Below are 18,997 nucleotides of genomic sequence, written 5' to 3' on the forward strand. Positions count from 1 at the left end.
TCGTCTCCTCAGAGCCGGTCGGCGATCTGGCGCATGAGCGAATGCTGGCGGCGTACCTGCTCGATCGAGCGCCAGGGTTCACGTTCGCCCTCGTACTCGCTCGAGAGGTAGCCGGTGTAGCCCGCGTCTTTCAGAGCCGTGAGCACGGGCTCCCAGGGGATCTGCTGATCGTGGAGGTTCTCGTCGATGTCGTGGAACTTCGCCTGGATGAACACGACGTTCTCGATCACGTCGAAGACGTCGTTCGGGTCGACGTGGATGCCGTCGAGGAAGGCCGGACGCCGGCCGGGCAGCTCGCCCGGCTTGAGCGGGATGGGTCGGTCCTGGAAGATCCCGGTGTCCAGCAGCAGGCCGAAGTGCTTCGTGCCGGTGCGGTGGATGAGGGCGATGTAGTCGTCGACGACCTCGTGCTTGATGGGGGTCGGCGAGTGGATCTCGGGGCAGATGACCACGTCGAGCTCTTCGGCCAGTGGTAGCGAGGCCTCGACGACCTCGGTCCAGATGGGGTGGGGGATGAGGTCGCCGGAGACGACGCCGATCTTGGGCCGGACGAAGCGGAACCCGAGGCGCTTCGCGAGGCGCAGGTCGCGCTGGAGAGCCGCGACACCCTCCTCGACCGTCATGTCGCGGCCGTTCGGGCCGCTCGAGTGCAGGCGCGTGTCGATCCACGAGCCCATGTTCGTCGGCTCGAGGCCGTACTCCTGGAGCAGGGCGAACCACTGCGCGACCCACTCATCGGAGGGGTTCGGGTAGTTCGGCACGTGCGCTTCGCCGAGGATCTCGATCCCCGTCGCGCCGAGGTCGGCGATCGAGGCCATGGCGGTCTCGAGGTCCATGACCGTGCCGAAGTCGGTCATGTAGCTGTAGAGCGAGACGCCGTAGCGGAAGGGGGCTCCGGATGCCTCGGGCGCGAGCGTGACGCTCTTGGTGACGCGGTAGGTGCTGGGCTGGTGCTCCTGCGGGATGTACGACATGCGCAGGCGCAGCTCGATCGTCAGCTCATGCACGCCGTCAGGGAGGCCCCCGGCCAGCGGGACCGTGACGATCGCGGCGTCCTCGAGCGGCCAGCGCACGCCGTCGCCGTCCCACAGCTCGGCGAGCGAGTACTGCGTTCCCTGCAGCGTCCACAGCGGCACGTCGGGGCCGACCTCGACCAGGCCCGGGATGCTCACGGCGATGCCGTCGATGAGAGAAGCGGCCATACCGCGGTACGACGGCATCCGGACGCGGAACTGGAAGCCGGTGATCTCGCCGCCCTCGCGGACGTTGCGGAATCCGACGGACTGGATGAGATCTCTCTCGAGAAGCATCGTCGCTCACTCTCTGTGGGGGTTCGCTACGACGCTACCCTCTTATGCCTCTTTCGGACATAAGAGGTTGTGATGCCGCGCATCAGTCCGCCGCGACGCGTGCCCCGGCGTCGGTCGGTGCCCCCCTCGTCCCACTTTGAACGGTGCGTGTCCCACAAGTGGCGGCGTGGAGCGCTCCCATACAGCCATATTCGGGACATGGTCACGGCCGGACGCCGCGGCGGCGAAAGCGTCGCGGCGTCCACCGGCTGCCCCTTCGTCCCACTTTGAATGGCGCGCGTCCCACAAGTGGCGGCGTGGAGCGCTCCCACACAGCCAAAAGTGGGACATGGTCATGGCCGGACGCAGCGGCCGGACGCAGCGGCGGCGAAAACGTCGCGGCGTCCACCGGCTGCCCCTTCGTCCCACTTTGCACGGTGCGTGTCCCACAAGTGGCGGCGTGGAGCGCTCCCACACAGCCAAAACTGGGACACGGCCTCACCGCCGCAGCCCCACCGCCACGCCCCCTCGCGGCCACCGCCCCACCGCCACGCCCCCTCGCGGCCACCGCCCCACCGCCACCGCCCCACCGCCGCGAACCCACCACCGCGAACCCACCACCGCGACCCCACCGAGGCGACCCCACCGCCACGGCCCCACCGCCGCCTCATGCCGCCGCGTCAGCGCTCCAGCACCACCGCGAGCCCCTGCCCCACGCCGATGCAGATCGCCGCGACCGCGACCCCGCCGCCGCGACGCCTCAGCTCGTGCGCCGCGCGCGCGATGATGCGCCCGCCGGAGGCGCCGAGCGGGTGACCGATCGCGATCGCCCCGCCGTTCTCGTTGAGCAGCGCGGGGTCGAGCTCGGTCCACAGCTTCGCGCACGCGAGGGTCTGCGAGGCGAACGCCTCGTTCAGCTCGACGAACGACACGTCGGCCCACGTCCGGCCGGCGCGGGCGAGCGCGCGGTTGGCGGCCTCGACGGGGGCGACGCCGAACACGTCGGGGTCGTTGCCGAATGCGGCGCGGCCGGCGATGCGGGCGAGGGGTTCGGCATCCAGGATGCCTTCCGCCCCCAGCAGCACCGCCGACGCGCCGTCGTTGATCGGCGAGGAGTTGCCCGCCGTGACCGACCCCCCGGCGCGGAACGCGGGCCGCAGCCCCGCGAGCACCTCGGCGGTGGAGTCGTCGCGGATGCCCTCGTCGCGAGCGAGCGCGTGCCCCTCGACCTGCACGATCTCGTCGTCGAAGCGCCCCTCGGCCCACGCGGCGGCCGCGAGACGATGGCTGCGCGCCGCGAACTGGTCCTGCTCGGAGCGCGAGATGTCGTAGATCTCGGCGAGCTTCTCGGCGCTCTCGCCGTTCGAGATCGTCCACTCCGACCTCAGGCGAGGGTTGGTCATGCGCCAGCCGAGCGAGGTGTTCCACATCGTCTGGTTCGCCGCGGGGAAGGGCCGCGGGCTCTTCTCCACGACGAAGGGTGCGCGGGTCATCGACTCGACGCCGCCCGCGAGGATCACCTCGGCGTCTCCGGCCTCGATCGCGCGCGAGCCCTGGATCACGGCATCCAGAGACGATCCGCACAGGCGGTTGATGGTCGTCCCGGGCACCGACGAGGGGAAGCCCGCGAGCAGGGCGCCGAAGCGCGCCACGTTGCGGTTGTCCTCGCCGGCCTGATTGGCGTCGCCGAAGATGACGTCCTCGATGCGCGCGGGGTCGATGCCGGTGCGTTCGACGAGAGATGCCATGACGGTCGCGGCGAGGTCGTCGGGGCGCACTTCCGCGAAGGCTTTGCCGTGCCGGGCGAACGGGGTGCGGACGGCGTCGTAGACGAAGGATGCGGGCATGTCTCAGGCCTCCAGGCTCAGACCGAGCAGGGACTCGATCTCCTCGTGGGTGTTGTCGCCGAACAGCTCGCGGACGCGGAAGCCGGAGGCGGTGACGTCGAAGACGCCGTGGTCGGTGTAGACGCGCGAGACGCAGCCGACGCCCGTCAGCGGGTAGCTGCAGGCCGCGACGAGCTTGGGCTCGCCGCCCTTGGTCAGCAGATCGGTCATGACGTAGACGTCCTTCGCGCCGATAGCGAGGTCCATCGCGCCGCCGACCGCGGGGATCGCCCCGGGCTCTCCCGTGGACCAGTTGGCCAGGTCACCGCCCGCCGACACCTGGAACGCCCCCAGCACGCACACGTCGAGGTGACCGCCGCGCATCATCGCGAACGAGTCGGCGTGGTGGAAGTACGCGGCTCCGGCGAGCGCGGTGACGGGCTGCTTGCCGGCGTTGATGAGGTCGGGGTCGACGCGTCCACGCTCGGGCGCGGGACCCATGCCGAGCATGCCGTTCTCGGTGTGCAGCACGATCTCGAGCCCGGCGGGCAGGTAATCGGCGACGAGGGTGGGCGCCCCGATGCCGAGGTTGACCACGGCGCCCTCGGGGATGTCGGATGCCACGCGCGCGGCGAGCTGCGCGCGGGAGATACGGGTGGTCACTGCGGTGCCCCTTCGTCGGTGCGTGCGTCGGTGTCGGGCGCCGAGCCGGTGGCGCGGGCCGTCTGGGCGAGGGCGGTCATGACGCTTCCCCGTCCGCGAGGGGCCGGCCCTCGATGTCGACGCCGCCGACGAACTCCCCGTCGCGCAGCCAGGGGCGCTCACCGACCGCGACGACACGGTCGACGTACAGCCCCGGGGTGACGACGGCCTCGGGGTCGAGCCGGCCGAGGGGAACGATCTCGTCGACCTGCACGACGGTGGTGGATGCCGCGGCGGCCATGATCGGCCCGAAGTTGCGGGCCGTCTCCCGGTAGACGAGGTTGCCCCAACGGTCGGCGGCTCGGGCGCTGATGAGGGCGACGTCGGCGCGGATCGGGTATTCGAGCACGTAGTCGCGCCCGTCGATGCGCCGCGTCTCCTTGCCCTCGGCCAGCTGGGTGCCGAACCCGGTGGGGGTGAAGAACCCGCCGATGCCCGCGCCCGCGGCACGGATGCGCTCGGCGAGGTTGCCCTGGGGCACGAGCTCGAGCTCGACCTCGCCCTCGCGGTACAGCCGGTCGAACACCCACGAGTCGCTCTGGCGCGGGAACGAGCAGATCATCTTGCGCACCTGGCCGGCGGCGAGCAGAGCGGCCAGACCCGTGTCACCGTTGCCGGCGTTGTTGTTCACGACGGTCAGGTCGCGGGCGCCGTGCGCGATGAGCGCGTCGATGAGTTCGACGGGCTGACCGGCGCGGCCGAAGCCCCCGATCATCACGGTGGCCCCATCGGGGATGCCCGCGACGGCGGCCGCGAGGTCGGGAACGGTCTTGTCGATCATGGAAGCTTCCTGTGTTCGCTCTGCGAACGCACGTTCGCTCAACGCACACCTTATCTCCGACCACCGGCGAGGGCAAGACCCGCGATCACCCCAGGTGCGCGTAATCCGGCAGGTCGATGGCATCGGCCGGAGGGGTGAACAGACCGCCCGCGAGACGCGCCACGACAGGGGTGGATGCCACCCGCAGCACCCCGCGGAACACCCCCACACCGAGACGCGAGGTGGGGTTCGCCAGCCGCGGGGTGCCCGGGGGCAGCTTCTGCGCCTGCGCGACATAGGGCCGCATCACGCGCTCGTACCCGCGGAACGCGTCGTGGTGGTCGACGTGGGCTGCGAGCTCCCCCGCCAGCACGTAGGCCCCCGCGAGGGCGAGGCTCGTCCCCATGCCGCTGACCGGCGAGGCGCAGTACGCGGCGTCCCCCACCAACGCGACCCGGCCGCTCGACCAACGCGGAGCCCGCACCTGACCGATCGCGTCGGTGTACAGCTCCTCCGCGCGATCGAAGCCGTCGAGCACGCGCGCTGCCTCCCAGCCCGCGTCGGCGAACGTCTCGCGCAGTCTGCGGCGCTGCGCGTCGACATCGCCGCGGTCCACCCGGGCGCGCCCGCGGTCGGCGACCACCGACATCGTCGCGCGGATCGTGCCGTGCGGATCCGGGCGCAGGGTGATCGACCGACCCCCCGGCGCGGAGTACCAGCGCCACCAGTCATCGTCCGCGTCCGTACGGGGGATCGTCCCGTACGTCGTCTCGAGCCCCAACGAACGGATCTGCGGCTCGTCGCCGAAGACGAGCCCGCGGGTTCGCGAGCCGATGCCGTCGGCGGCGACGACGAGTGCGAATCGCTCTTCGGGCGCCCGCTCGAAGCGCACGACGACGCCGTCGGCATCCTGTTCCACCCCGGTGACCCGGTCGCCGAAGCGGTACTCGGTGCGCCCGTCGGTGCGCGCGACGAGCATCTCGGCGAGATCGCCGCGCAGGATCTCGAGCTCGGCGGTGGCGCCGTCGGAGTCGCCGCGGCCCGCGGGGAACTCCGCCACGGTCCGCCCGTCGCGTCCGACGAACCGCGTGCCCACCTCGCCCGTGGTCGCCGCGCGCACCGCGGACTCGAGGTCCATCCGCCGCAGCACCTCGCGGCCGGCGCCGCGCACGTCGACGTTCTGTCCGCCCGCGCGGAGGCCTCGGGCACGCTCGACGATGACCGTCTCGTAGCCGTACCGGTTCAGCCAATACGCCAGCGCCGGACCCGCGATGCTCGCCCCGCAGATGAGCACCCGCCCTCGGAACATCGACATATCTTCCCCGCTTCGTTGATTATCAATGAGATTAGCAATCTCCACGACTATCGTGGAGGAGTGCCCGCGCTCGAAGACTCCTCCGCCGCACGCGACGACCGCCGCGACCGCGAACGCGTGCGCCGCAGCGAGGCCCCGATGGGCGACGACGACATCCGCGCGCGCGTGCAACGCGTCACCCTGCGCCAGCAGCAGTTCGAGCGACACGTCGCCGAGGCCCTCGCCGTCGACGCCCCCGGACTCGAGGCGATGGACCATCTCATCTCCACCGGCGCCGCCACCCCCACCGAACTGGCCCGGCGCCTGGGCATCTCGACCGCCGCGATGACACTCGTGCTGCACCGCCTCGAGAACGCCGGGCACATCCGCCGTGAGCGCCACCCCCACGACGGCCGCAAGCTCGTCGTCACGGCCGTCGATCACTCCCGCGACCGCGCCCGCGACCTCGTCACGCCGCTGATCGACGGCATCGAGCGCGTGGTGCACGACATGGATGCCGCGGAGCGCGCCACCGTGCAGCGCTTCCTGGATCAGCTGATCGGCGTGTACGACGACGCCCTCGATCCCACGAGCCCGGCCCCGCGCTGACGTCGCGCTCAGACCAGGCGGAGCTCCGCGTCGATCGCCGCCGCCGCGGCTTTCAGCGGAGCGAGACACCGATCGCGCCACTCGTCGACGTCGCCGCGCGCGCTCGCCGACACGTTGACGGCGGCCACAACGCTCCCATCGCGCCCGTGGACGGGCACCGCGAGCGAACGCAGCCCCTGCTCGAGCTCCTCGTCGACGAGGGCCCAGCCCTGCTCTCGGATGCGCACGAGCTCAGCGGTCAGCTCGTCGACGTCGGTCCGGGTGCGCGGGGTCAGCGCCTCGGGCCGCGCGGCTCCGATGAGCTCCGCGACGCGGTCAGCGGGCTCCGCGGCCAGCAGCACGCGACCCATGCTGGTGGCGTACGCCGGGAAGCGCGTGCCGATCGTGATGCCCACGCTCATGATGCGTCGCGTGGGGACGCGGGCGACGTAGACGATGTCGTGGCCGTCGCGCACCGCCGCCGAGACGCTCTCGTCGATGTCCCTCGACAGCCGCTCGAGGTGCGGCTGCGCGATGGCCGGCAGCGACAGCGCCGACAGGTAGCTGAAGCCCAGCTCGAGCACCCGCGGCGTGAGGGCGAAGTCGCGCCCGTCGCTGCGCACGTAGCCGAGCGTGTGCAGGGTCTGGAGGAACCGTCGCGCCGCCGCCCGCGGAAGGTCGGCCCGCCGGGCGACGTCGCTCAGCGTCAGGGTCGCGTGGTCGGCGTCGAACGCCCGGATCACTGCGAGACCGCGCGCGAGCGACTGGACGAACTCCGACCCCGCGCTCTCGCTCACCGGCTCACCCTATCCGCCGGTCACCCGCCGCCCGGTCCGCCGCCGGACTCCGCGCCCCGCGCGGCAGCGTCCCGCACGTCGCCGGACCCGCCGCCCCGCACGTCGCCGGACTCCCCTCCCCGCACGGGACCGTCCTGCCCGAACACCTCGGAGGCGATCCGGAACGCCGTATTCGCCGCCGGCACGCCCGAGTAGATCGCGGACTGCAGGATCACCTCGCGGATCTCCTCGACGCTCAGACCGTTGCGCAGGGCCGCCCGCAAGTGCATCGCGAGCTCCTCGTGGTGCCCGTGCGCGATGAGCGAGCTGAGCACCGCGACCGAGCGCGATCGGCGGTCGAGACCGGGGCGCGACCAGATGTCGCCCCAGGCCACGCGGGTGATGAAGTCCTGCCAGTCGGCGGTCAGGTCGGTGGTCGACGCGAGGGCGCGGTCGACGTGGGCGTCCGACAGAACGGCGCGGCGCACGGCCATGCCCCGGTCGTGGCGTTCCTGATCGGTGGGCATCAGGCGTCCTCTCGAGAAGCGGATGCGAAGAACGACCGCAGCAGTGAGGCCACGATCTCGGGCTGCTCGGCGGGCGGCAGGTGGCCCGCGTCGTCGATGCGCGCGGTGCGGCCGTCGCGCACGCCCTCGGCGATCTCGACGGCCTTGGCCTCGGGCGCGACCGCGTCGAAGGCCCCCCAGGCGGCGAGCACCGGCACGTCGATGCGACCGAGATCTGACCGCACGTCGTACGCGGCGAGCGCCTCGCAGCAGCGGGCGTAGCTGTCGTCGTCGGCATCCTGCAGCGCGTGCAGCAGGCGTCCGGTGAGGTCGGGGCGTCGCGCGATCGAGTCGGGGGCGAACCAGCGCTGCGCCGAGGCGATGATGAGGCTCGACGTGCTCTGCGCCCGCGCCTGCGCGGCGCGTTCGGCCCACGCGGAGGGGTCGCCGAGCTGGGCCCCGGATGCCACGATGGCCGCCGCCCGCACGCGGTCGCCGTGGCGCAGCGCGAGTTCCAGTCCGGTGGCTCCGCCGAGCGAGACGCCGGCGTAGAGGAACGTGTCGTCGGGCACGGCCGCGGCCACGGCATCCGCGAGGTCGGCGACGGTGAACGCCTCCCGCGCGAGCGGGCCCGCGCCGTGGCCGGGCAGGTCCCAGGCCGAGACGCGGTAGTCGTCGGCGAGCAACGGCACCACGTCGTCCCACAGGATGGTCGAGGTTCCGAGAGAGGGGCCGAGCACGACGAGGGGCGCGTCCTCCGGCCCGACCGGCGCCGTCAGCGAGATCAGCGGAACCGCGCTCATTCGTCCACCCCGTGTCCGCTCCCGTCGGATGCCGCGCGGCCGCGGCCATCGTGTGCGTTCTCGGCACCGCCCGCGCCCGCGGCGCCGCCCCGTGCCAGCCGCGGCGCGAGCCCGACGTAAGCGGCGGGGTCGAGCAGCGCGTCGACGTCGAGACCCTCGGCCTCGGGCAGCGCGCGCAGCGCTCCGGCGAGGTCGTCGTCGCCCGCGAGCAGTCCGGCGAAACGCTCGGCCCCGATGAGTGGCACGAGCACGCCCCGCAGGCGCTCGCTCACGAGGCGCCCGCCGGTCAGCCCGGCGTTGCGGGCCGCGGCCGCGGCATCCACCCGCACGTGCGACGCGAGCGAGGCCGCGTGCCCCGACGCGCCCAGCGCCAGCCGCAGGAGTTCGCGCAGGGTCGGCCATTCGGCGTGCCAGGCGCCGTCGGGGCGTTCGTCGACGGCGAGGGATGCCGCCAGGTGCAGCGTCGCCGCCAGCTGCGGCGCGCGCAGAGCGGCGGAGCGAATGAGCACCGCCTCGGCGGGGTTCTGCTTCTGCGGCATGGCCGACGACCCGCCGCCCACGCCCTCCGACAGCTCGGCGATCTCGGTGCGGCTCAGCGTCGCCACGTCGGCGGCAAACTTGCCGAGCGCGTCGAGCGCCTGCACGAGCGCGTCGCCCAGCTCGGTCACCGGCCAGCGGGTGACGTGCCACGGCGCGTCGGGCGCGTCGAGCGACATCGCCCGGGCGAAAGCGGCGGGCAGGGCCGCCGCGGCATCCGCGGATCCGGTGATCTCCAGGAACGAGGCGAGCGTGCCGCCCGCGCCGCCGAGCTGTGCGGGGTACCCCAGCGCGTCGATCCGCGTCACGGCCCGCTCGATCCCGCGCGCCCACGCCGCGGCCCGTGCGCCGACCGTCGTGGGAACCGCGTGCTGCGTGAGCGTGCGCGCCGCCGCGACGTCGTCGGCGTGTTGAGCGGCGAGCCGCCGCAACGTCTCCGCCGTCCGCGTCAGCCACGAACGCGCCTCTCCCACCGCGCGCTGCGCGATCGCCATGAGTGCCGTGTCCAGCATGTCCTGGCTCGTCGCCCCGCGGTGCACCCACGCGCGGTGCTCGACCGGCACCCGCTGCTTCATCATCTCCACGAGCGGGATGACGGGGTTTCCGCCCGCGACCGACGCGGCGACGAGCGCGTCGACGTCGAGCGTCGCCGACGGTGACCCGCCCCTCGCGTCGAGGCCGAAGGCGTGGTCGATCGCCGCGCCCGCCTCACGCGGTGCGACGCCCCGCTCGACGTAGGCCGCGACGAGCGCGCACTCCGCCCGCACGAGGGCGTCGAGCACAGAGGTGTCGGACACGAGGGCATCGTGGCCGACCGCGACCGGCGTGAGGAGTCCTCGGTCGAGGGGCTCAGAAGGCAAGGAACACCGTCTCTCCCGCGCCCTGCAGCCGGATGTCGTGCCGCAGCCCGCCGTCGGCGGCACGCGTCGCGACGAGGGTAGCGCGCTCCTCGGACGTCAGTGTCGACAGCAGCGGGTCGGCGGCGAGCGCCGCGTCATCCCCCGGCACGTAGATGCGCGTGTGCAGCTTGTCGGGCAGCCCCCGCGCGAATACGACCGCCGCGTAGAACCCCGCCCGCCCCCGGATGCCGCGGGGCTCGCGCGTCCAGAATTCGAAGTGCCCCTCGTCGTCGGTGAACGCGCGACCGAAGCCGGTGAAGGTGTGGTCGTCGCGGCGGAACGCGCCCCGCGCCCGCGGCATTGAGCCGTCGGCATCCGCCCCGAAGATCTCGACCAGCGCGTCGGGCACCGGGGCTCCCGCGCCGTCGTAGACGGTGCCGCCGAGCACCATCGCTCCCGGCGAGTAGGGGAAGGCGACCTGGTGCTGCTTCGGGTACTCGAGGCCGTACGCGAAGAACGGCCCGACCGTCTGGCCGGGGGTCGCACGATGGGTCTTGGCCGGGACCGCGCGCGCGTGCGCCTCGGCGGCCTCGCCGGCCGTGTCGGATGTCGTCGTCATCTCACTCGTCCTCCGCCTCGAAGTAGGTGGCATCCGGCCCGTCGACGACGATGTCGAAGCGGTAGCCCGTCGCCCACTCGGGCGAGGTCAGATCGTGGTCGTAGACGCCGACGAGGGCGTCGCGGTCCTTCTGCCGGTGGATGGTGTTGTAGATCGGGTCGAGCGCGAACAGCGGGTCGCCCGGGAAGTACATCTGCGTCACCAGTCGCTGTGTGAACGACGAGCCGAACACCGAGAAGTGGATGTGCGCCGGACGCCACGCGTTGCGGTGGTTCTTCCAGGGGTAGGGGCCGGGCTTGATCGTGGTGAAGCGGTACTCGCCGTTCTCGTTCGTGACCGCGCGACCGGCGCCGGTGAAGTTCGGATCCAGCGGGGCGGGATGCTGGTCGCGCTGGTGGATGTAGCGCCCGGCGGCGTTGGCCTGCCAGATCTCGATGAGCTGGTTCGCCACCGGTCGCCCCCAGGAGTCGAGCAGGCGGCCCTGCACGCTCATGCGCTCGCCCAGCGGTTCGCCCGCGTGCTGGAGGGTGAGGTCGGACTCGATCGCGGCGACGTCGCGCTGCCCGAACGCGGGCGAGAACAGCTCGATCGTCTCGGGGTCGACGAGCTTCGGGTTCTTCGTCGGATGCCGCAGCACGCTCGAGCGGTACGCGGGGAAGTCGTGAGCGGTGGCGGCGACGTCCTCGCCGGCGGCCTCCCGGGCGTCGAGCTCGTCGTGGCGGGCGCGGATCTCGTCGACGATCTGGCCCTGCGTCGCCTGGTCGGGGGCGGCGAGCAGAGTCTCGGGTGCGGCGGCGGGATGTGGCATGGGGTCTCCTTCGACGCCTCCATCGTCCGGCACCCACCGCGAGGACGCCAGCGTGTTCCCGCTGAATGGGAGTCATGGCATCCTGACCCCATGGCGAACTCCTCCTCGGGCGACTCGGTCACCGACCGGCTGGTGCGCATCCTCGAGACCTACACCCCCACGCGCACCGCCCAGACGACGGCCGACATCGGCCGACGGGCGGGCCTGCCGAGCTCGTCGGCGCACCGGATCGTGAACGAACTCGTGGATGCGGGGCTCCTCGAGCGCGATGACGAGCGACGCGTGCGCGTGGGGATGCGGCTGTGGGAGCTGGCCACGCGCTCGTCCCACGCCCTGCGCCTGCGTCAGGCCGCTCTGCCGTACATGGAACGCGTGCAGCAGCGCGTGCGCGAGCACACCCAGCTCGCGATCCTCGAACACGACGAGGCGCTCTTCCTCGAGCGCCTCAGCGCTCCGGACTCCGGAGCGAACATCACGCGGGTCGCCGGTCGCCTGCCCGTGCACGCCTCGTCGTCGGGGCTGGTCCTGCTCGCCTTCGCCGCGCACGACCTGCAGGAACGGGTGCTCTCGGGTCCGCTCGCCGCCGTGACACCCGAGACGATCGTCGACCCCGCGGAGCTGCGACGCACCCTCGCCGAGATCCGCACCCTCGGCCGCGTCGTCGCCCCCGGCTATGTCGACGAGGTGTCGACGGGCGTCGCCGTGCCCGTGCGCGACGAGACCGGGGCCGTCATCGCCGCCCTGTCGGTGGTGCTGCCGCGCGACGCCGAGACCCAGTTCGCCCTCGTCGAGCTGCACCGCTCGGCCCGCGACACGGAGCGCGCCCTGGGCTACCGCCGCTGAGCTCCCCCGGCTCCCCGCGCGTCTCGCGTAAGGGGTCAAGGTTTGTCGCTTCGAGTGCCCGAGCGGCGACAGATCTCGACCCCTCACGCCCCGGGGTCCGGCCGAGACGGGATGCCGCGGTATCCCGTTCAACGGGAGTTATGCCTCGCAGAGGAGGGCTGGCGGGCAGCATCGACCGCAGCCGCCGTCGAAGGAGACGCCCATGACCCCCACCGTCCGCACCCGCGTCGCCATCGTCGGCGCCGGCCCCGCGGGGCTGATGCTCTCGCATCTACTGGCCCGGGCCGGGATCGAATCCGTGGTCATCGACCAGCGCTCCCGCGACGAGATCGAGAGCACCATCCGCGCGGGCATCCTCGAGCAGGGCACCGTCGAACTCCTCGACACGATCGGCGACGCCTCGCGCGCGCGCACGGTCGGGCGCCGCCACGACGGCATCGAGCTGCGCTTCGAGGGCGAGGGGCACCGCATCGACTTCGCTGCCACCGTCGGGCGCGCGGTGTGGCTCTACCCGCAGCACGAGGTGCTGAAAGACCTGATCGCCGCGCGTCTTGCCGCGGGGCAGGACCTGCGCTTCGGGGTCACCGCCGAGGGCGTCGACGCCGGCGACCGTCCGCGAGTGCGGGCGCGCGACGCCGACGGCGCCGCGTTCGAGATCGAGGCGGAGTTCGTCGTCGGCTCCGACGGCTCGCGCAGCGTCGTGCGCTCGGCCGTGGGCGGCTCGCGCAACGGCTCCTTCCGCGAGTACCCCTTCGTCGCCTGGTTCGGCATCCTCTGCGAGGCGCCGCCGAGCAGCGAGGAGCTGATCTACAGCAACTCCGCCGACGGCTTCGCCCTGGTCAGCCAGCGCTCCGACACGGTGCAGCGGATGTACTTCCAGTGCGATCCCGACACCGACACCGCCGCGTTCAGCGAGGCGCAGCTGTGGGATGAACTGCAGAAGCGCGTACCCGGTACCACCTTGAAGCAGGGTCCGATCTTCCAGCGCGACGTGCTGCGCTTCCGCAGCTTCGTCGCGCACGAGCTGCGCCACGGCCGGGTCGCCCTCGTCGGCGATGCCGCGCACACCGTGCCACCCACCGGCGCGAAGGGCATGAACCTCGCGATCGCCGACGTGCGCCTGCTCGCCGCCGCCCTGGAGGCCCTGCTCCTCGCGGGCGACGAGCGCCTGCTCGACGCCTACCCCGAGACGGCGAGCCGCCGGATCTGGAAGGCCCAGCACTTCTCGTGGTGGATGACGAGCCTGCTCCACGTGGCCCCGGATGCCACCGACTTCGACCGCCGCCGCCAGCTCGGCGAGCTGCGCACCGTCGTGGAGTCCGAGCACGGCCGCGCGTATCTCGCGGAGGCGTACTGCGGCTGGCCACTCGACTCCTGACCCGCGCTCCTCCCCTTCCGCTCCGGCCTCGCCCCAGCCGCTGAGTGTCCACGACGCCCGGACGTGATCGGAACTCGTCCGGGTGTCGTGGACACTCGGTCCCCGCGAGTCGGCGCACACGGCGCCGAGGACTCAGTCCTTCGCGTCGGACGCCTTCGGGAACGGACTCGGCACCACCGGGTGCGTCCCGGTGAACCCCTCGCGCTCCGCGGCGAGCGCGGCGATGCGCCCGCGGCAGGCATACCAGCCGATCACGATGCCGATCACCGCGATGACGGTGGCGACCAGCGTCGCGGGCGAATCGACGAAGACCAGCACGAGGACGCCGGCGAGGAACACCAACGTGATCCAGTTCGTGTACGGCGCCCCGAACAGCCGGAACGACGGGCGGACGAGCTCCCCCCGGTCGGCGAGCTGCTTGAGACGCATCTGGCAGATGATGATCGTCGCCCACGTCGAGATAATGCCGACCGACGCCACGCTGAGCACCGTCTCGAACGCCTCGGCAGGAACGAAGAAGTTCAGCACCACCCCGAGCAGCGCCACGGTCGCGGTGATCGCGATGCCGCCGTACGGCACGCCCGCCTTGTTCATGCGGGCCGCGAACTGCGGCGCCGACCCCGCGATGGCCATCGACCGCAGGATGCGCCCCGTCGAGTACAGTCCCGCGTTCAGCGACGACAGCGCCGCGGTCAGCACGACCATGTTCATGATGATGTCGACGCCCGGGACGCCGATGGACGCGAAGAACGTCACGAACGGGCTCTCTCCGGCCGAGTAGGCGGTGAAGGGCAGCAGCAGGGAGAGCAGCAGCACCGAGCCGACGTAGAACACGGCCACGCGGATCACGACCGAGTTGATCGCCCGGGGCATGACCTTCTCGGGGTTCTTCGTCTCACCGGCGGCGGTGCCGATCAGCTCGATCGACGCGTACGCGAAGACCACGCCCTGCATGAGCAGGATGGCGGGGAGGATGCCGTTCGGCAGGAACCCGCCGTTGTCGGCGATGAGCGCGAACCCGACGGGCGACCCGTTCGGCGTGCCGAACACGACGAAGTAGATGCCGACGAGCAGGAACGCCACGAGGGCGGCGACCTTGATGAGCGCGAACCAGAACTCCAGCTCGCCGAACACCTTGACCGAGACCAGGTTGACCGCGAGCACCACGATGAGTGCGATGAGCGCCCACGCCCACTGGGGCACCGCGCCGATCCACGGTACGTATTTGCCGAAGAAGTTCATGTACACCGCTGCGGCGGTGATGTCGACGATCGTCGTCATCGCCCAGTTGATCCAGTAGAACCACCCCGAGACAAAGGCCGCCTTCTCGCCGAAGAACTCCCGCGCGTACGACACGAACGATCCCGAGCTCGGTCGGTGCAGCACCAGCTCGCCGAGCGCTCGCAGGATGAAGAACGCGAAGACGCCGCACACGGCGTACGAGATGACGATCGCGGGTCCGGCCTGGGCGAGTCGGCCGCCGGCGCCGAGGAACAGCCCTGTTCCGATCGCACCGCCGATCGCGATCATCTGCACCTGACGGGACGACAGTCCCTTGTGGTAGCCGCTGTCCTCGAGCTCGACGGTCGAGGTGTGGGTCGGCTCGGCGGCGTCGCCCGAGCGCGGTGTGGAGTCGTTCACCTTCCCATCATTCGATTCGCGCATCGACTGTCCAGCAAGCGCGCCGAGATCGGCGGCATCCGGATGCCACGACTCAGAGCCACTTCTTCCACTTGAAGGTCAGCCACAGGCCGGCCGACACGGCCACCATGAGCGCGATCGCCATCGGATAGCCGAACTGCCATCCGAGTTCGGGCATGTTCTCGAAGTTCATGCCGTAGATCGCGCCGACGAGGGACGGTCCGAAGAGGATGGCCGCCCAGCCCGAGATCTTCTTCACCTGCTCGTTCTGCTCGAGCGAGGTCTCGGTCTGCCGCCGCGTGACCAGGGTGGCGTTGACGGTGAGCGCGTTGTCGAGGATCGCGCGCAGCGCCGTCAGCTTCTCGCACTGGCGGAGCACGTGGTCGAGCACGTCGCGGAGCGACCGCTGCAGCTCGATCTCGACGCCGTACTTCTCGGCGCCGCGGAGGAGCGACTCGAGCATGTCGCGCAGGGGCTCGACCGCTCGCTGGAAGTGGATGACCTCGCGCGCGAGCTGGTAGATCCGCTGCGTGAGGTCGGCCCCACCCGAGCTGAACAGGCCGTCCTCGATCTCGTCGACGTCGTTCTGGATCCCCCGCGCGACGGGGTCGTACTGGTCGACGACCTCGTCGAGGATCGCGTAGAGCACGGCCTCGGGCCCGCGGGCGAGCAGGTCGGGCTGTTTCTCGAGCCGGCGGCGCACGCGAGAGAGGTCGGGCACTTCGGCGTGGCGCACGGTGACGACGTAGTCGGCGCCGATGAACACGTGCAGCTCGCCGAACTCGACCGTCTCGGTCTCGTCGATGTAGCGCGCCGGACGGAGCACGGCGAAGAGGTTGTCGCCGTAGCGTTCGAGCTTCGCGCGTTGATGCCCCGTGAGCGCATCCTCGACCGCGAGCGGATGCAGCGAGAACTCGGCCGCGACACGCTCGAGCTCGTCGGGCGACGGGCGCAGCAGACCGATCCACGCCATCCCGCCGTGGGCCTCCATGTACTCGAAGGTCTGGTCGAGACTCGAGGGGTTCTCGATGCGGCGACCGCTGACGTACACCGCGCTGTCGATGATGGGCATTACTCCGTTGTACTCCCGCCGCCTATGCCCGGGGCCGACGCGCGGGTTACTTCTCGGGGTCGTGGCCCCAATTCATGAGCGAATAGCGCCAGTCGGTGTCGGTGGTGTCGCCCTTCGGCTTCTGCGCGCTGTGTCGCTTGACGTAGCCGACCACCTTGCGCATGTGCTTCAGGTCGTCGTCGGTCAGGTCGGCCTTCTTCTTCTCGAGGATGCGCACGATGTGCCGCCCGCTCTCGTGACCGGTGGATTCCCCGCCGCCGTCCTTCTTCTGCCCCACCGCCCTCGACTCGTCGGTGTCGAGCCACTTCTTCAGTTCGCTCGCGGTCATGTTGACCGCGTCGTCGAAGTCCTTGCGGGTCTGATCGTCGTCATCGCTCATGCCGTCATCCTCGCCACGGTCGTGCGGCGACGACGCCCCCTTGCGCCGATCGCGGCGCGGTGGCATCCGTTCATCCGACCGGCTCGCTCAGCGGTTCGTCGGCGTCAGGTCCCGGATGCCGCGCCCCCGCGCCGCGGCGGGCGGCGGCCAGCACCGCGCCGATGCTGGCCGCGATGACCAGCGCGATGCCCGCGACCTCGAGCCATGACAGGTGCTGACCGAGCAGCAGGAAACCCGCGATCGACGCCGTCGCGGGTCCCAGGCTCATGAGGATCGCGAACGCCGAGGCGGGCAGGCGCCGCAGCGCCACGAGCTCCAGCGCGTAGGGGATGGTCGACGACAGCAGCGCCACCGCCGCTCCCAGGGCGAGCAGGTCGACGCGCAGCAGCGCCGGTCCCGCCTGCCAGATCCCGACGGGCAGCGCGATGACGGCGCCCACGGCCATCGCCAGGGCGAGCCCGTCGAGGCGGGGGAACTCCCGCCCCACACGCGCCGACGCGAGGATGTACAGCGCCCAGCTCACGGCCGCCCCCAGCGCGAACACGACGCCGAGCAGGTCGAGCCGATCCCATCCGCCCGCGCCGAGAGCGATGACGCCGGCCAGAGCCAGCCCCGCCCAGAGCCAGCGGGCGATGCCCGCGGCGGTGAGGATGGACAGGGTCAGGGGTCCCAGCACCTCGATCGTCACGGTCACCCCGAGCGGCAGTCGCGCCAGCGCGAGGTAGAACAGTCCGTTCATGGATGCCAGCACCACACCGAACCCGACGACGGAACGCCACGCGTACCCCGTGTGGCCGCGCAGAGCCGGGCGGGCGATCAGAAGCAGCAGCAGCGCCGAGAACACCAGTCTCAACATCACGATGCCGAGGGGCCCCGTCTGCGGAAACAGCATCACGGCGAACGACGCGCCGACCTCCTGGCAGGCCAGTCCCACGAGGACGAGAGCCGCGGCCGACCCTTGTCCGCCGCGTGGGGTCATCCGGCGGGGGCCGAGCAGATCGCGTTGGCGGCGATGTTGTCGCGCATCTGGTCGGCGGTCCAGGGCAGCCCCGCTTCGGGCATGGTCTGGCCCTGTGCGGCCGGCGCCTTGGAGGCGATCGCCGCGAGCTGCCACGCGAGCCAGGCTCCCGTGTTCTCGTTGCCCGCGGAGTTGTTCAGTGCGACCGCGACCGACATTCCTGTCGCGGGGTCGGCGAAGGCCCCGACGATGTAGCCGGGCGTCGAGCCGAACTGTCCGATGAGCGACCCCGCTTGGTAGGCGCCGCCCGCCGCGGTGAACCAGGTGGGCTGGTCGGAGGCGACCGGCACGGGAGTGGCGAAACGGTCGCTGCCGTCGGGCAGGAGAGCGCCGGTGGCCAGCGCCTGCGCGTAGCGCCCGAGGTCGCGGATGTCGGTGACGGCACCCGAGGCTGCGGCGCCGTAGCTCGACGACATCGTGGTGAACTCCAGCGGCGCAGCGCAATCGAACGCGCCCTCGGCGTTGGGCTGGGACCAGTGCCCCGTCAGCGACGACGCACCGGGAGGAGCGGCCGCCGGTGCCGGCAGGGAGGTCGCCGAGAGGTCGAGGGGCATCGTCACGCGCTCGGCGATGACCTCGCTGAGCGACTGGCCGGTGACGCGCTCGATCACGAGGCCGGCGAGCAGGAAGTTCGTGGGCGAGGCGGCGAACGCCACCCCGGGGTCGTTCAGACGCGGCTTCGAGATGCCGTAGGCCATCAGTTCTCGAGCGTTCCAGACACGATCGGGGTTGCTCAGCACCAGACCGTCGAGACTCGACGTGTACGAGGCGAGTCCCGAGGTTCCGTCGCAGAGCTGCCTGAGGGAGATGTCTTCGTAACCGGGTACGTTGCTGACCCACTGGGTCACCGGATCGTCCAGCGAGAACCGGCCGTCGGCCGCGAGCCGGTAGAGGGCGTCGCAGGTCATGGCGCCGGTGACGTCGGCCGCACGGAACTCCAGGTCGGCGGTCACCTCCGCTCCACCGGGACTCTGGGTGCCCACGCCCGACACCCACGTGCCGCTCCACGGCGCCCAGACGCCGACGACGGCCCCGGTCGCGCCGGTGGCGGTGATCGCCGCGGTGACGGCGTCGCGCATCTCGGTCACCGTGGCATCGGGGAGGGGGGCGTCGACCTGTGCGGGGACGTCGATCGCCACCGGGCTCGGGCCCGTGCAGCCGCTCAACAGGATGGCGAGCACTCCCGCGCCCGCAGTCGCGATGGCAGCGGAACGAGGCCATCTCCCCATGTGAACCCCCAGCGTTTCCGAGCGCGGCGAAGCGCGCTCCCGATGCATTCAAACACACGGTGCCTGCGCGAACCCGCCGCTTGCGGGCGC

The 18,997-nt window shown here is 71.6% G+C and carries 18 protein-coding genes and 1 pseudogene; 3 read left to right on the forward strand and 16 right to left on the reverse strand.

Going from position 1 to position 18,997, the window contains the following annotated elements; all coding sequences use genetic code 11:
- Positions 1-8: 8 nt before the first annotated feature.
- The 5 genes from ACTJJP_RS10745 to ACTJJP_RS10765 form a co-directional block, all read right to left on the reverse strand.
- Positions 9-1,310 carry a C-glycoside deglycosidase beta subunit domain-containing protein gene (locus tag ACTJJP_RS10745; RefSeq protein WP_440775008.1) on the reverse strand — a complete coding sequence of 434 codons (1,302 nt, stop codon included), beginning with the start codon at positions 1,308-1,310 and terminating at the stop codon, positions 9-11.
- Between the two features lie 659 nt (positions 1,311-1,969).
- Positions 1,970-3,136, reverse strand: coding sequence for a thiolase family protein (locus ACTJJP_RS10750; protein ID WP_440775009.1), 1,167 nt, complete (start codon positions 3,134-3,136; stop codon positions 1,970-1,972).
- A gap of 3 nt (positions 3,137-3,139) precedes the next feature.
- Complete coding sequence (locus tag ACTJJP_RS10755) at positions 3,140-3,778, reverse strand: 3-oxoacid CoA-transferase subunit B (protein ID WP_440775010.1); 639 nt, start codon at positions 3,776-3,778, stop codon at positions 3,140-3,142.
- 76 nt (positions 3,779-3,854) lie between these two features.
- Entirely contained in the window at positions 3,855-4,598 is a 744-nt protein-coding gene (locus tag ACTJJP_RS10760) for a 3-oxoacid CoA-transferase subunit A (protein WP_440775011.1), read from the reverse strand.
- An 85-nt stretch (positions 4,599-4,683) separates the two neighbouring features.
- Positions 4,684-5,892: an FAD-dependent monooxygenase gene (locus ACTJJP_RS10765; protein WP_440775012.1), complete on the reverse strand. Its 1,209-nt coding sequence runs from the start codon at positions 5,890-5,892 to the stop codon at positions 4,684-4,686.
- Between the two features lie 60 nt (positions 5,893-5,952).
- On the opposite strand from ACTJJP_RS10765, the gene ACTJJP_RS10770 reads away from it, so the two are divergent.
- On the forward strand, positions 5,953-6,480 hold the full coding sequence (locus ACTJJP_RS10770; RefSeq protein ID WP_440775013.1) for a MarR family winged helix-turn-helix transcriptional regulator: 528 nt from the start codon (positions 5,953-5,955) through the stop codon (positions 6,478-6,480).
- 8 nt (positions 6,481-6,488) lie between these two features.
- On the opposite strand, the gene ACTJJP_RS10775 is transcribed toward ACTJJP_RS10770, so the two are convergent.
- From ACTJJP_RS10775 to pcaH, 6 genes and pseudogenes are all read right to left on the reverse strand, one after another.
- Complete coding sequence (locus tag ACTJJP_RS10775) at positions 6,489-7,256, reverse strand: IclR family transcriptional regulator domain-containing protein (protein WP_440775014.1); 768 nt, start codon at positions 7,254-7,256, stop codon at positions 6,489-6,491.
- Positions 7,257-7,387: 131 nt separating this feature from the next.
- Positions 7,388-7,762, reverse strand: a pseudogene (gene pcaC / locus ACTJJP_RS10780) (4-carboxymuconolactone decarboxylase); the annotation flags it as partial.
- Entirely contained in the window at positions 7,762-8,544 is a 783-nt protein-coding gene (locus tag ACTJJP_RS10785; RefSeq protein WP_440775015.1) for an alpha/beta fold hydrolase, read from the reverse strand. The gene ACTJJP_RS10785 and the pseudogene pcaC, both read right to left, overlap by 1 nt.
- Positions 8,541-9,878, reverse strand: a complete 1,338-nt coding sequence (locus tag ACTJJP_RS10790) for a lyase family protein (protein WP_440775016.1) — start codon at positions 9,876-9,878, stop codon at positions 8,541-8,543. The genes ACTJJP_RS10785 and ACTJJP_RS10790 overlap by 4 nt, the downstream gene beginning before the upstream one ends.
- Before the next feature lie 52 nt (positions 9,879-9,930).
- Entirely contained in the window at positions 9,931-10,539 is a 609-nt protein-coding gene (gene pcaG / locus ACTJJP_RS10795) for a protocatechuate 3,4-dioxygenase subunit alpha (RefSeq protein ID WP_440775017.1), read from the reverse strand.
- Position 10,540: 1 nt separating this feature from the next.
- Entirely contained in the window at positions 10,541-11,347 is an 807-nt protein-coding gene (gene pcaH / locus ACTJJP_RS10800; protein WP_440775018.1) for a protocatechuate 3,4-dioxygenase subunit beta, read from the reverse strand.
- A gap of 90 nt (positions 11,348-11,437) precedes the next feature.
- Between pcaH and ACTJJP_RS10805 the strand changes: the two genes are divergently transcribed.
- Positions 11,438-12,190, forward strand: coding sequence for an IclR family transcriptional regulator (locus ACTJJP_RS10805; RefSeq protein WP_440775019.1), 753 nt, complete (start codon positions 11,438-11,440; stop codon positions 12,188-12,190).
- Between the two features lie 202 nt (positions 12,191-12,392).
- Positions 12,393-13,568 (forward strand): 4-hydroxybenzoate 3-monooxygenase, encoded by a 1,176-nt coding sequence (locus tag ACTJJP_RS10810; RefSeq protein WP_440775020.1) that lies wholly within the window; start codon positions 12,393-12,395, stop codon positions 13,566-13,568.
- Positions 13,569-13,700: 132 nt separating this feature from the next.
- Here the strand turns inward: ACTJJP_RS10810 and ACTJJP_RS10815 are convergent, their stop codons facing one another.
- The 5 genes from ACTJJP_RS10815 to ACTJJP_RS10835 form a co-directional block, all read right to left on the reverse strand.
- Positions 13,701-15,209: an amino acid permease gene (locus tag ACTJJP_RS10815; RefSeq protein WP_440775021.1), complete on the reverse strand. Its 1,509-nt coding sequence runs from the start codon at positions 15,207-15,209 to the stop codon at positions 13,701-13,703.
- A 73-nt stretch (positions 15,210-15,282) separates the two neighbouring features.
- Complete coding sequence (gene corA / locus ACTJJP_RS10820; protein WP_440775022.1) at positions 15,283-16,281, reverse strand: magnesium/cobalt transporter CorA; 999 nt, start codon at positions 16,279-16,281, stop codon at positions 15,283-15,285.
- 46 nt (positions 16,282-16,327) lie between these two features.
- Entirely contained in the window at positions 16,328-16,660 is a 333-nt protein-coding gene (locus ACTJJP_RS10825; protein WP_440775023.1) for a DUF3140 domain-containing protein, read from the reverse strand.
- Positions 16,661-16,730: 70 nt separating this feature from the next.
- Positions 16,731-17,639 (reverse strand): EamA family transporter, encoded by a 909-nt coding sequence (locus ACTJJP_RS10830; protein WP_440775024.1) that lies wholly within the window; start codon positions 17,637-17,639, stop codon positions 16,731-16,733.
- Positions 17,636-18,907 (reverse strand): serine hydrolase domain-containing protein, encoded by a 1,272-nt coding sequence (locus ACTJJP_RS10835; RefSeq protein ID WP_440775025.1) that lies wholly within the window; start codon positions 18,905-18,907, stop codon positions 17,636-17,638. Before ACTJJP_RS10835 ends, ACTJJP_RS10830 begins: the two co-directional genes overlap by 4 nt.
- Positions 18,908-18,997 lie beyond the last annotated feature (90 nt).

The organism is Microbacterium sp. 22296 (assembly GCF_052045385.1).
GTDB lineage: Bacteria > Actinomycetota > Actinomycetes > Actinomycetales > Microbacteriaceae > Microbacterium.

Coding starts and splice junctions, on each gene's coding strand:
- ACTJJP_RS10745 (WP_440775008.1), bottom strand. CDS start 1,310: ATGCTTCTCGAGAGAGATCTCATCCAGTCCGTCGGATTCCGCAACGTC.
- ACTJJP_RS10750 (WP_440775009.1), bottom strand. CDS start 3,136: ATGCCCGCATCCTTCGTCTACGACGCCGTCCGCACCCCGTTCGCCCGG.
- ACTJJP_RS10760 (WP_440775011.1), bottom strand. CDS start 4,598: ATGATCGACAAGACCGTTCCCGACCTCGCGGCCGCCGTCGCGGGCATC.
- ACTJJP_RS10765 (WP_440775012.1), bottom strand. CDS start 5,892: ATGTCGATGTTCCGAGGGCGGGTGCTCATCTGCGGGGCGAGCATCGCG.
- ACTJJP_RS10785 (WP_440775015.1), bottom strand. CDS start 8,544: ATGAGCGCGGTTCCGCTGATCTCGCTGACGGCGCCGGTCGGGCCGGAG.
- pcaG (WP_440775017.1), bottom strand. CDS start 10,539: ATGACGACGACATCCGACACGGCCGGCGAGGCCGCCGAGGCGCACGCG.
- pcaH (WP_440775018.1), bottom strand. CDS start 11,347: ATGCCACATCCCGCCGCCGCACCCGAGACTCTGCTCGCCGCCCCCGAC.
- ACTJJP_RS10805 (WP_440775019.1), top strand. CDS start 11,438: ATGGCGAACTCCTCCTCGGGCGACTCGGTCACCGACCGGCTGGTGCGC.
- ACTJJP_RS10810 (WP_440775020.1), top strand. CDS start 12,393: ATGACCCCCACCGTCCGCACCCGCGTCGCCATCGTCGGCGCCGGCCCC.
- corA (WP_440775022.1), bottom strand. CDS start 16,281: ATGCCCATCATCGACAGCGCGGTGTACGTCAGCGGTCGCCGCATCGAG.
- ACTJJP_RS10825 (WP_440775023.1), bottom strand. CDS start 16,660: ATGAGCGATGACGACGATCAGACCCGCAAGGACTTCGACGACGCGGTC.
- ACTJJP_RS10830 (WP_440775024.1), bottom strand. CDS start 17,639: ATGACCCCACGCGGCGGACAAGGGTCGGCCGCGGCTCTCGTCCTCGTG.
- ACTJJP_RS10835 (WP_440775025.1), bottom strand. CDS start 18,907: ATGGGGAGATGGCCTCGTTCCGCTGCCATCGCGACTGCGGGCGCGGGA.